Origin of the sequence: Shewanella septentrionalis (assembly GCF_025370265.1) — a bacterium.
Taxonomy (GTDB): Bacteria; Pseudomonadota; Gammaproteobacteria; order Enterobacterales; family Shewanellaceae; genus Shewanella; species Shewanella hafniensis.
Genome location: NZ_JAMTCC010000039.1, coordinates 1 through 12,623, shown reverse-complemented (window position 1 = coordinate 12,623; position 12,623 = coordinate 1). Strand labels below are relative to the sequence as shown.

At 46.4% G+C, this 12,623-nt stretch carries 11 protein-coding genes; 3 read left to right on the top strand and 8 right to left on the bottom strand.

What is annotated here, in order from left to right; translation table 11 throughout:
* Positions 1 to 11: 11 nt before the first annotated feature.
* Entirely contained in the window at positions 12 to 869 is an 858-nt protein-coding gene (locus tag NE536_RS18570) for a DMT family transporter (RefSeq protein WP_261273616.1), read from the bottom strand.
* 126 nt (positions 870 to 995) lie between these two features.
* Positions 996 to 1,769, bottom strand: coding sequence for a type 2 periplasmic-binding domain-containing protein (locus NE536_RS18565; RefSeq protein WP_261273615.1), 774 nt, complete (start codon positions 1,767 to 1,769; stop codon positions 996 to 998).
* A gap of 159 nt (positions 1,770 to 1,928) precedes the next feature.
* On the opposite strand from NE536_RS18565, the gene trmL reads away from it, so the two are divergent.
* On the top strand, positions 1,929 to 2,393 hold the full coding sequence (trmL, locus tag NE536_RS18560) for a tRNA (uridine(34)/cytosine(34)/5-carboxymethylaminomethyluridine(34)-2'-O)-methyltransferase TrmL (RefSeq protein ID WP_006079682.1): 465 nt from the start codon (positions 1,929 to 1,931) through the stop codon (positions 2,391 to 2,393).
* Between the two features lie 54 nt (positions 2,394 to 2,447).
* Here the strand turns inward: trmL and NE536_RS18555 are convergent, their stop codons facing one another.
* Complete coding sequence (locus NE536_RS18555) at positions 2,448 to 3,026, bottom strand: hypothetical protein (protein ID WP_261273614.1); 579 nt, start codon at positions 3,024 to 3,026, stop codon at positions 2,448 to 2,450.
* 294 nt (positions 3,027 to 3,320) lie between these two features.
* Here NE536_RS18555 and NE536_RS18550 point away from each other — a divergent pair, with 294 nt between their 5' ends.
* Positions 3,321 to 5,342: a S9 family peptidase gene (locus NE536_RS18550; RefSeq protein WP_261273613.1), complete on the top strand. Its 2,022-nt coding sequence runs from the start codon at positions 3,321 to 3,323 to the stop codon at positions 5,340 to 5,342.
* 116 nt (positions 5,343 to 5,458) lie between these two features.
* On the opposite strand, the gene NE536_RS18545 is transcribed toward NE536_RS18550, so the two are convergent.
* The 3 genes from NE536_RS18545 to NE536_RS18535 form a co-directional block, all read right to left on the bottom strand.
* Entirely contained in the window at positions 5,459 to 6,922 is a 1,464-nt protein-coding gene (locus tag NE536_RS18545; RefSeq protein WP_425347540.1) for a M16 family metallopeptidase, read from the bottom strand.
* A 26-nt stretch (positions 6,923 to 6,948) separates the two neighbouring features.
* Positions 6,949 to 8,280, bottom strand: a complete 1,332-nt coding sequence (locus tag NE536_RS18540; RefSeq protein WP_261273611.1) for a M16 family metallopeptidase — start codon at positions 8,278 to 8,280, stop codon at positions 6,949 to 6,951.
* A gap of 137 nt (positions 8,281 to 8,417) precedes the next feature.
* Positions 8,418 to 9,839, bottom strand: a complete 1,422-nt coding sequence (locus tag NE536_RS18535) for an amidohydrolase (protein WP_261273610.1) — start codon at positions 9,837 to 9,839, stop codon at positions 8,418 to 8,420.
* On the opposite strand from NE536_RS18535, the gene NE536_RS18530 reads away from it, so the two are divergent.
* Complete coding sequence (locus NE536_RS18530; RefSeq protein ID WP_261273637.1) at positions 9,736 to 10,125, top strand: hypothetical protein; 390 nt, start codon at positions 9,736 to 9,738, stop codon at positions 10,123 to 10,125. The genes NE536_RS18535 and NE536_RS18530 overlap by 104 nt on opposite strands.
* Before the next feature lie 439 nt (positions 10,126 to 10,564).
* Here the strand turns inward: NE536_RS18530 and NE536_RS18525 are convergent, their stop codons facing one another.
* Both NE536_RS18525 and NE536_RS18520 read right to left on the bottom strand, forming a co-directional pair.
* Entirely contained in the window at positions 10,565 to 11,644 is a 1,080-nt protein-coding gene (locus tag NE536_RS18525) for a histidine kinase (protein WP_261273609.1), read from the bottom strand.
* Positions 11,644 to 12,303, bottom strand: coding sequence for a DNA-binding transcriptional response regulator (locus tag NE536_RS18520; protein ID WP_261273608.1), 660 nt, complete (start codon positions 12,301 to 12,303; stop codon positions 11,644 to 11,646). Before NE536_RS18520 ends, NE536_RS18525 begins: the two co-directional genes overlap by 1 nt.
* Between the last annotated feature and the right edge of the window lie 320 nt (positions 12,304 to 12,623).

Genomic DNA, 12,623 nt, shown 5'->3' with positions numbered 1-12,623 from the left:
CAAAATACTGACTAGGGCTGCACTTTTTTAAATGGGTTTAACCTTAAATTCTGTGGCAACTTCATCAACAGCAGCGACAGTAATATTACACCTATCCCCGTCCACTGACGCATGTCTAATGTCTCACCCACGATCATAACCCCTAATGATACGGCAACCACGGGATTGACTAAAGCAACCATGCCCATGATTTCTGGCCCTAAATTTCGCATCGACCACAACCAAGCCCAATAAGCGATGGCGGTGTTGGCAATCACTAACCATATTAACGATGGCACCACTGTCAGGCTCGGTAATTGCGGCGGGCCAGCCATAAACCACGCCAGCGGGATTAACATCAAGCCTCCCAAAAACAGTTGCCATGCTGTGAGCACTAAAAAGTCACCCACATCCCACTTTTGCATCCAGCGAGAAGAGAAAGCAATTAACGTCGTGGCACTCAACATGCACAACACGCCGATAGGATCGAGATCCGCCGACGGGTTAAGCAGTAAAATCACCCCTCCTAATCCCATTAAGCCTAATAGCAACCACTTAACCTCAGGGCGTTTTTTATCAATCACCCAAGCTAAGATTAAGAAAATTAACGGCAGCGTCGCCCCTAATGTCCCCGCCACTGCGCCCGGCAAACGATACGCGCCGATAAATAACAAGGTGAAGAAGGCACCGATATTACAAAAAGCCAGCAAACCGAGCTTTGACCACACCAGCGTTGGCAAGCGAGGACGCAGCATCAACACCAGTATCCCCGCAGGCAGCGCGCGCCACACAGCCACCCAATAGGGTGACATATCATGTAAGTAGAGACTCACTAACGCATAGGTCGTCCCCCAAAATACAGGGGCGAGTAAGGCGATTACAAAAGGCATAATAACTCTTCAAAAAGTATCTTGATGTGAAGATATGTTATTCTTAGTCTTCACTCCTAGCAAGTGAAGTTTATGAATATCTCGTTATCGATGGGAGTTAATCAAGTTAACTATTTGATTTAAAAACTAAGGTTGCCAGTCATTGTAGGACAGATGGATAGTTTGATAAATCTGGCTTAACTCTCCAGTCTGCCGCAGTAGCTCAATCATGCGGCTCAAATATGCATCCACGGCATCCCCTTCGGGGCCCTTGGCAATCACAAACACATCTTCAAAATCGCCAAAGTCTTCACGGTGGATATTATGCAACTTCAACTGTTTCAGCATCATATCGGCCTCTTCCTGCGCCCAAACGAAGGCATCGATACGGCCATGGGAAAGTTTTAGCAAAGAACGTTTAATGGTTATTGAAGGCTCCGCAGGGATAGGCATGTAATCTGGAATCGCCTCCACGGTAAATACGCGCCCCGTTTGCTGCTGATCAAATAACATGGCCTTCGTTATCGGCTTATCCACATTGGTATAAAGCACGTGGGTGACTTGCCCAAATGAAACAGAACTAAAACGGTAAGGTAAGGCATCTAACGCGGCATTATTACGGATTGCGGGCAAACCAAAATCAGCACGACCAAGCGTCACCCCTAGCATCGCCCGTGAAAGCGGGAAAACCTTAATCTCAATTTCAACCTCAGGATCTGCCCTATCAATTGCTTTAACCAGTTCCACAAATGGCCCTGTGCCATCGGCATTAATTAATCCAGGGATCTCCCCTAAATAAGCCGTCATTTGCCGCTTGCCGCCAGCATTAATGACAGCATCATCCGCGGCATAGGCTGGGGTGAAAATGCTGTGAAGGAAAAGCACGGAAAAAATACACAAGGTGATAAAGTGACTGAACATGGGTGGTCCCTCGGTGGCTTTCTCAAGCTTAGCAGAGGACAACGATTGTGGCGTTCATTCCTCGCATCCAAATGAGAACGTGTAAAGCATCACTCTGTCACTGCGCTTAGCCGCCGTTTACCGTATAATCAGCCGTCATTTTTCTATAGGCGGGCCAGTATGTTCCATATCGCACTCTATGAGCCAGAAATCGCACCTAACACAGGTAATATCATTCGCTTATGCGCCAACAACGGTTGTCAGCTGCATTTGATTGAGCCATTAGGTTTTGATCTAGAAGAGAAAAAGTTACGCCGCGCTGGTTTAGATTATGCCGACTTAACCAATGTGACTCGCCACAAAGACTTCGATGCCTTCCTCGAAGCCATGGCAGGTAAGCGCATTATGGCCTGCACCACTAAAGGCAGTCGTCCGCATACTGAGCTGAGTTTTGCCAAAGACGATGTGCTGCTATTCGGCCCAGAAACCCGAGGTTTACCGATGGCGATTATCGAATCTATCCCCACTGAGCAGCGATTACGCATCCCCATGGCGGCCACCAGCCGTAGCTTGAATCTTTCTAATGCGGTGGCGATTATCAGCTATGAAGCGTGGCGCCAACTGGATTTTGCTGGCGCACTTTAAGCGCTACCGCAGCTAAATCGCGGATTTGTGGCTAAGGGGCGGCTAAGAAGGCGGCTATGGAGATGGTGCGACAGGCGTCATCTCTATCCCACGAAATAGCTGATAGCGGTCGATATCATCATCGAGATATTGGATGTTCTGCGTCCATTGCCATCCCCCCGCTTGATTTTGAGCCCGAGCCCGAGTCTGAGTCTGAGTCTGAGTCTGAGCATCAAAGAGTAACTGGATCAACGCGGGTCTCGCATTGACAACCCCTTCCCCTAGCAGGGAATAATCCCCATTTTGTCGATATAAACTAAAGACTTGTTGTTTATCTTCCGCCACACCGTCGTAATAGGTCAGTAATACTTGATCGCCCTGCTCCCTAAACCACCAGGTTTCACTAAAAGGCGCCCGCGTGCCGATACTCACAGATAAGATCAACTGGCGCTGATCGTGGGAGCAAAAGCCCGTTACAGCCACTTTTTTCGGAATCTCCCCCGCCTTGGCAGCATCACCCGCCCATTGCCCCACCAATTGTGGGCAAAATTCCTTGAAACTGACCTTAGCGGCCATGACTGAGGAGGACGAAAACACGCTCAGTGCGATGGCAAGACCCAGCATAAGGTTCAAACGGTCGATTTTAAGCGGCATATCTCTAGCACCTACCCGAAACATATCAATACATTAGCGTTAAAAGCATCAATCGACAAATTCCCCATCACAAACGATTCCTTTAACGACGAAATGAGCGCTTTGGTATTGCAGTTAGTCTGACTGTTTACCGCCTACATCAACCACTTTTGAGCTGAGATGCCCAATAAAGATTCACAGTTGCTTACATAACAGTTTATTCAGGCATAGCGGGTTTTCATGCTAACTTGCCACTTAGCAAAAATACGCAACATCATAATTCTAGTAACTGTTTGTATCACAAGGAGACTCGTAGTGAAGAAGACAGGCATTTTATTACTCTGTTTACTGCAGCCCTTTAGCTCGGCATTTGCAGAACAGGGCAAACCACTCTCAGCAGAATTGCTTTGGCAACTCAAACGTATCGGTAGCCCGATTGTATCTCCAACGGGCGAACACATTATCGCGCCAGTCACAGAGTACGATCTAAAAGCCGATAAAGGCTCAACCCAGCTGTGGCATTTCGATGGCAAGCATAACCGAGCCATCACAGCCAAAGGTTTAAGGGTGAGCGAGCCCGTGTTTTCCCCCGACGGCAAAACCTTGGCCTTTGTAAGTAAGCGCAATGAAGACGAGGCGAGCCAAATTTACCTGCTGCCGATGGATGGTCCGGGTGAAGCGCAGCGCTTAACCGATATTCCCACTGGCGTTAACAGCATTAAGTGGGTTGGCAAGCATCTGTATTTCATCAGCAATATCTTTCCTAATCAAAGCTGGGAGGAAATGAAAACCCAGCTTGCCACAGATACCGACAATAAGGTTTCTGCCCATCAATGGAACGCCTTGCCCTATTCCCAATTTGATCACTGGTTAGATGAACGTCGCCAAGCCCATGTATTTAGAATTCCGGCCAAAGGCGGTAAGGTCGAAAACATCACCCAGCCTGCGGGCCATGAATTACCACGCTCAGATCAAAGCAGTGCAAGCTATGATGTTTCCCCCAATGAACGCTGGATCGCCTTCAATGCCTATGGCTCAGAAAATAAAGTCGATCCTAAAATTGATATATTTCTCGCTGCGATTGGAAACAACAAGGCCGAAAATCTCACTGCTGATAATCAAGCGCCGGATCTGAATCCTAGCTTTAGCCCTAACGGTAAAACGCTCGCCTTTACCCGCCAGAAAATCCCCGGTTTCTACGCCGATACCTCAAGGCTGATGCTGCTGGATATCGACAGTCGTAAACTCACAACACTCACAGCTGACTGGGACCGTTCTGTCTCTCAATTCAGTTGGACACCCGACAACAAGGGCTTTTATGCCACTGTGGAAGACGCCGCCACAAACCGCATTTACTCTATCGATGCCAAGAACGGCAAAGTAAAAGTCATCACAGAGGCGACCGATTTTAGCCAACCCGCCATAGGCAAAGACGGTGCACTGATTGCCACCAATCAGAGCTTCTTGTATCCCGCTCGCTTAGTCAGCATCAATCCCCGCAATGGCAAGATTGAACGCCTAGAAAACTTTAACGACGATATTCTCAAAGATGTCGACCTAGGTACCTATGAATCAGTTACCTACAAAGGCTATCAAGGTAAAGATATTCAAATGTGGGTTCACTATCCCGCAGGGTTTGATCGCAGCAAAAAATACCCACTGTTTATGCTCGTCCACGGCGGGCCACACAATGCCATTACCGACGGTTTCCATTTCCGTTGGAACGCGCAAACCTTTGCTTCTTGGGGTTATGTCACGGCGTGGCCAAACTTCCACGGTTCGAGTGGCTTTGGTCAGGAATTTGCCGATTCCATCAATCCCGATTGGAAGACAAAACCCCTTGAGGATGTGCTCAAGGCGGCAGACTGGTTTAAACAACAAAGCTGGATAGACAGTGATCGCATGGTGGCGGGTGGTGCAAGTTATGGTGGTTACCTGACCTCGATTATTTTAGGTCAGCCGCATCCCTTTAAAGCGCTATTGATCCATGCTGCGGTCTACGACATGTATGCACAAATGGCGTCGGACTTTGCCGTACACAGCACCCGATTTGGCAACTATTGGGATAATCCAGAACTGTATAAAGCCATTTCGCCCCATTACTATGCTAGCAATTTCAACACTCCAACCTTAGTCAGTCACGGCCAACTCGATTACTTAGTGCCGGCGACCCAAGGGTTCGAACTGTTCCACACCCTGCAAAGTCGACATGTTGAATCGCGGATGATTTATTTCCCCGATGAAAATCATTGGATTATGAAGCCCAATAACTCAGTCTACTGGTATAACGAAGTGAAGAAGTGGATGACCCACTTTGCCGAACCTGGCGCGCGTTAAACGCGATCCATAGATACAAAAAAGGTCTGCAATGCAGACCTTTTTAATGGGTTTACTTAAACTAAAGCGTAGGCTAACGCTTTAGTTTGAAATGACTTAGCTTGGAATGACTGAGCTTATTGGCCAAAGCCAGTGGCTTTAATATCCACGGTTTGCACTTTGCCATACTTAGCGGCGATAGGTGCAATCTTAGCCGCATTGCCAATCAACACAAATTGCAGGTCTTTTTGCGGGAAGTAAGTTTTCACCAGTCTTTGGGTTTCTTCTAAGGTCAAACCATCCACCTTAGCTTGGAACTCATTGATAAACTTATCATCGAAGCCGTATAGATACATGCCAGACAATAATCCCGCCAGCTGACCTGAGGTTTCAAACTTAGGTGGGAACTGGCCTTTCACATAGGCTTTAGCCGAATCTAAGGTGGTTTGATCTACGCCTTTCTCCCATAAACGAGCATAGGTTTTCAGTGCGAGATCAATCGCTTCTTGAGTGGTTTCCGTCTTAGTGAAAGTGCTAATAGTAAACACACCCGAGTAGGTATAAGGACTAAAACCTGAGCGTGCGCCATAGGTTAAGCCAGCGTTTACCCGCAGTTCGTCGTTAAGCCAAGAGGTAAAACGACCACCTAAAATAGTGTTCACTACCGTTAAACCGACATAGTCTGGATTGTCACGACTAATGCCTAAACCGCCGATAACAAAGGTGGTTTCGATTGCATCGGGTTTATCCACCAGCAAAACTTTCGCTGCGGTTAACTGAGGTAGGCCTTGGTTTAAGTCAGGCTGCACCAGTTTCTCGCTGCCTTTCCACTGACCAAAGGTTTGCGTCAGCTTGGTCTTCATCGCAGCAACATCAAAGTCACCCACGACGGTAATCGCAGTATTGGCTGGTTGGTAGTAACTCTTATGGAAAGCACGCAGTTGCGACACTGTCACTTGTTCAAGCGAATCGCTGTTACCCGAAGCCGCATTACCATAAGGATGGGCACCAAATACCAGCTTATCGAAGTAACGACCAATCACAGCCCGTGGGCTTTCTTTATCTTGCTGCAAACCCGCAATCGCGCGTTGCTTGAGTTTATCGAACTCGGCGGCGTCAAAGTCCGGCGTTAACATCGCCGCGCTAAATAAGCCCAGCATGACGTCAGTGTCTTTCGCCATAAAATCGGCGCTGAGATAGCTGCCTTCTTTATCCGCTTCAGCGCCTAAACTGGCACCGAGAAAATCCACTTGCTGCTCGATATCCGCCTTAGATTTACCCGCCGCCCCTAACAACAAACCTTCTGCCGTCATTTGCGCCACGCCTGCGGTGGTGTCATTGACAGCACCCGCACGTACCACGGCATTTAAGGTGACTAAAGGCACTTCGCGCTGCGGCATTAAATACACAGTTAAGCCGTTATCCAGCACGAACTTGTCGTAACTTGGCATCACAAAGCTGCCAGTTTCAACGCGTTTTGGCGCAGATGTCGTAGCGCAACCCGCTAAGGCTAAACTTGTGCCTAGGGCTAATGCGGCCATTAACTTAGAAGGTTTCCCGAGTGATGCCATCTTAAGTGATTTCATTGCTGTCGATTTCATTGCCATCGATTTCGCTGCCGTTGATTTCATTGAGAGATCTCCTCGTTTGCCGCCAGCACAGCTACAGTGCGATTCGATTTACGTAAGTAGGTTTGGGCAACACGTTGAATATCCGCTGGCGTCACCTTGTTATAGGCTTCTGGCGCATTAAATAGCTTGTCGTAACTGCCAAAATACATCTCATAGGTGCCTATGGTATTGGCCTTGCCATTGATGGTTTCCATCGAACGATAGAAATCCATCAACTTGATATTTTTAACTTTATCCAGTTCTTGCTGAGTAACACCCGTTTTAGCAATCGCATCGATTTGTTCAATCAGCGCCTGCTCCAGCGTCGAGGCTTTCACCTCAGGTGTGGCAACACCCATCACGTAGAAGAGGTTAGGATCGACCGACATTGGCATGTAGGTTTGCGCTTCTAAGGCCACTTGTTTATCAACCAGTGATTGATATAAACGCGAGCTATTACCTTGGCTCAAAATCGAGCTTAATAAATCCAGCGCATAAAAATCTGCGTGAGTCGCCGCCGGAATATGGTAAGCCAGCATCACATTCGGTGTGCTCACCGATGCCTTTTGCACAAAGGTACGACGCTCGCCCTTTTGCTCAGGTTCTACGGTGCGAATCGCTTTAGGCGGAGTTTGTGCCGGAATAGGCGCAAAGTATTTGTCGGCCAAGGCTTTAACTTGGGCAACCTTCACATCACCGGCAATCACAACCACGGCATTGTTCGGCGCATAATAGGTTTTGTGGTACTGCACGAGATCTTCCAGCGTCCAAGCGGCAATATCCGACTCATGGCCGATCACCGACCACGAATAAGGATGAGCTAAAAACGCCACACCTTTAATTTCGCCTTCGAGGGCATTCCAGTTAGAGTTTTCTAAGCCAGTGGAACGTTCCGACTGCACTACACCACGTTCGCTATCGACCATAGTTTGGTTGATATCTAAGTTTGCGATACGGTCGGCTTCAAGATCGAACATAGTTTCGAGCGCATTGGCGGGGAACCAATCGGTATAAACCGTCATATCTTCAGTGGTATACGCATTGTTCGCGCCACCTGCGGCTTCCATAGTGCGGTCGAACATTTTCGGGCCGTACTTTTTCGAACCGTTGAACATCATGTGTTCGAAAAAGTGCGAAATACCGGTGATGCCGGGCACTTCGTTACGTGAACCGACTTTCCAAAACAAATACATGTTGGCATTGGGAATTGAGGCATCTTCTAGCACCATGATTTTCATGCCGTTATCTAGCGTGAAACTCTTAATGTCTTCTGCCGTGGTGGCCTGTGCTTGGCTTAGGGGATTCAAAAGTCCCATGGCCAACACAAGAGCCGATAGCGTGCGCTTCATCTTGTTCGCTCCTTGCTGTAAATATCCACATATAGAGGTAAATTGTTTAACAAATCAAGCTCTGGATGCTTATCCCGCGCCGATTTTTTGTAAGCTCAAGTTATACCGAAGAGCTTACGGAATAAGGCTTGCGTGGCTTATTGAGCGTTTAACGCAGTCAGCGCCACTTTAGTCATGGCCTCAACCCCCACTTTTAGCGCGCTTTCATCCACATAAAATGCCGGAGAATGATTGCTGGCCGCGGTTTCTGGATCCGTTCCCTTTGGCGTCACCCCAAGGAAGAAAAACATTCCCGGCGCTTCTAAGGCGTAATAAGAAAAGTCTTCGGCACCTGTGATTAACCCAGATTCAATCAGCATCTTATCGCCCACCACACTGGCGAGCACAGGACGCATACTGGCGACTAATTCGGGATTATTCACCACGACAGGATAACCTGGGTGGATCTCTGTGGTCGCACTCGCACCAAGCGTTTTCGCCGATAACTCGGCCATTTCAGCTAAACGCAGTTTGATATCGGCGCGCATGGGCTGGTCGAAGGTGCGAATCGTGCCAATCAGTTCGACTTCATCGGGAATAATATTAGAGCGAATGCCACCATTAACCGCACCAAAACTCACCACGGCAGGGGCTTTAGTGATATCCACCTGACGGCTGACAATCGTTTGCACGTTAGTGATAATTTGCGCCGCAGCGACAATAGGATCGACCCCATTCCAAGGACGAGAACCATGGGTTTGGCGGCCTTTCACTTTGATCGTAAAGGAATCTTCACTCGCCATCGCCGGACCACTGCGCACACCAATCATGCCACTCGGCATGCTAGAGGTAACATGCATACCAAACACTTGGTCAGGTTTACGCTTAGCAAACAGCCCTTCTTTAAGCATTAACTCCGCGCCGCCTTCTTCCCCGTCTGGCGCGCCTTCTTCGGCAGGTTGGAAGATAAACATCACATCACCCGCGAGGCTATCTTTCACTTTAACGAGGTTTTCAGCCACGCCCATCAACATGGCCACATGGGTATCGTGCCCACAGGCATGCATCACCCCCACCTTTTGATCACGATAGGTATCGGTCGCTTTAGAGGCAAAGGGCAAATCGACCACCTCAGTCACAGGTAAAGCATCCATATCCGCCCGAATTGCAATCAAGGGACCAGACTTGCCACCTTTCAGCTTCCCGCCTTTCAAAATGGCCACCACGCCTGTATGCGCCACACCCGTTTGTACTTCCAATCCTAATGATTTCAGATGCTTTTCAATAATCTTACTGGTGCGAAACTCACGATTTGACAACTCAGGGTGTTGATGCAAATCTCGGCGCCAGTCGATCACCTTTTGCTCCACACCCGCCGTCAATTTAGCCGCATCCGGCATAGCACTGGTCGCCGCTTGCGCCGAACTCAAACCCGCGCCCATAAAGCTCAAGGCTAAGGCCGAAGCGAGTAAGGTCTTGGAAAAAATGGCTTTGTTTGCTGAGGATTTAGAGCCAAATGCCTTCGGGATTGCTGATTTTGAAATAACTGATACAGCAAGTGATACAGAGGGTAAAGTCATAGCGATAGCCTATTGTTGTTTTTATAAGCTACCTAAACTACACGGACATGGATTAATTGTTAATAGATTTAATGATGAAGGTAAAAGAGACCGTGCTTCATTACAGGCAGTCTTTAACCGTCATTCCCGCAATACTTGTGGGCGGGTATCCAGCTTAAACCGTCATTCCCGCAATGCTTCTGAGCGGGAATCCAGCTTAAACCGTCATTCCCGCAATGCTTCTGAGCGGGAATCCAGCTTAAACCGTCATTCCCGCAATGCTTCTGAGCGGGAATCCAGCTTTTAGGGATCTTAAGCTTTAAACATAGGAAGAATTGAACTGGTAGTTCACAGGCAAAGAAGGCCAGGATGATATTACATATTGCTAAAACAGTGACTTATTACTCTGTTTCTGCGATTAAGCACTGCCATGGCAGCGCTGAATACCGTTAATCCCGGCGTATATCTGAAAGCCCGCATTTTCCGGCCATGTATAAGCTTTACCCCTAGATCAGCTTTAACCTTGGGTGACTCGCTAAATTTACAAAAATACTGGCTCGCTCGCTAAGGGCTAGTCATGTCTGCACAAAAGTCCCTTTCACAATACGACCTTTAGACCCTCAAATTCTCAACCAGCCATTTGAATAACAAAGTGTCAACAACCAGCCTCGGGCTTGTTCAACACTTGCCAAGCGTCATAAAAATGGGTCACGGCTACGCGCGGCCTATCCTTATTTGTTATAAGACTATTTGTTGATTCTGAGCGTTACAGTAAAAGTGGCGTATTCAATTCCATTGAATGTCAGGTTGGTTTCACCTGATTCTATGATCATATTTATTTCATGCAAATCACAGATCAAAGTAGCAAAATAAAGCCCATAGCCACCACCGGATTCATCAATAATTTTTGCGTGGTTCCCTCTTTTGCCTTTTTTTATTATATTCGATAGCTCGTCCTTAGAGTTCTTTGGGCCAATTGATGACAATATTATTGTTAGTTCATTGGTGCCGCCTTCGAACTCTAAATTGACATCTTGATGCTCTGGAGAATATTTTATTGCATTTTCGATTAATACAAATGGCAGAAAGTCGAATACTTGATAGATTTCTATTTCCTGAAAAGAATTTCCTGTGATAGGCAATAAATTCACATTCTTGTCTTTGGCATAACCACTTAAGATACGGCGCGCCTTGTCAAATTTCTTATATATATTTGCACTTCTCGCTGCTTGGGATGTAATGATCTGCGGATTAACTTCAAAGTCATAAATATTTAGTCTTGTTGAAATCATTGACGAGGCGGCAAAAATACTTTGCGCCTTAGATTCAATATGTTGAGTTGGTAATGACTTCAGTCCGCTCAGTATTTCTTCAGAGTACCTTTTTATCTGTCTGTTGAATTTTCTGACTTCGTGCAATGAAAAGTCTACAAGCTGCTTATCTTCAAAGCCTTCAGCTTCTTCTGTATCTGCTATTTCATGGACTCTTTTTTTTACTTGGTCTTTTGATCTAACCAATGAAGATAAAATGAGTTTTTTAGGTAGTGTTGGTAGGTAGTCGCCGCTGTTTTTAATTTTACTATTGTTATAAGTATCCTCTATACGGATAGCTGTTACTATATCTTCTTGGTTGTCACCTGTGCTGTAACAACTCAAGCCTTCTGGGCATTCATGGAAGCCTTTTTTGTCTGCGACGGCCTTGTAGAATCGACGGCAGTTTTTTCGCTTTGCTTTTTGACATATCGAAGGGATCTCAAATAGCGTTCCTTCAATAGGCGAATCAGAGTTTGCATCCCAAACCGGGAACGGAAAATTATTTCGCATCATTAGCCAATCACCAACTTGAAAATTAAGCTTGCAACAAACCCTTGCAAAACACCTCGTACATCGGCGCTTAATCCTAGCGTGGTCTTATTTTTCGCAAATTTACTTTTATCTTTCGATAGGATCGAATCAATATATTCCATTTCAAGGAGGTAAACTTGCTTGGTTGTCACTTCGTTTTTATATAAAAAGTCGCGCATCCTTTTCCATTGCTCAATTGGGTCAACAACCTTTTTAATGGTGCTATCTAGGTTCTCAATCCATTCGTCAGAATCTATATCTTTTGGAAGGGTAAAGTCTGACATTTCAAAAAACTTGTTATAGCGCGCGTCGTGTTTTTGTCCTGTATGAGCTATAACAATCTTTTCTGGATAATGCTTTTTGATTTCTTGAATGATGTGCGCACCTTCATACTTAGATCCGAAGGATTTTCCCACTCCTTGAATATCACAAATTACGATTGGGTATTCTTTGACAGCTTTGATGTCTTCAATATCTCTCAGTACACGAATATTAAATCCGTGATTTCTAATTATTTCTTCATACTCCAAGCCTTCGTCATCAATACATAATATTGGCACGCTTGCTCGGGAGTGATTCTCAAGGGGATTTATATCTTTTAACTGAGAAAGTGAAAATTGTTTTCCGATTATATATACCAAAATTTGACTCCGGCATTTAGGTAGACTTATAACGTCTTAGTATTTATGCGCAGCGCTGTTTGCAGGGCATAAATCGCTTGTTGGACTTGGCCGCTGCCACATCCATGTAAATGGGTATAAATGATGCTATAGGAATTTGCTTTTTTGCGGTAGTGGTTTTTTATACAGTTTGATGGGTAATTACTTGATATCTTTTTAGCTTTCTCATTTTTCGCGCTTATTTTTTGCTGATGAATCGCTATCTAACGACTCAAAACTCCAAGGAATACACCTCCTCTCGGAGTTGCCGCAGGGCGAATAGACAAATTGCGTGAGTTCGG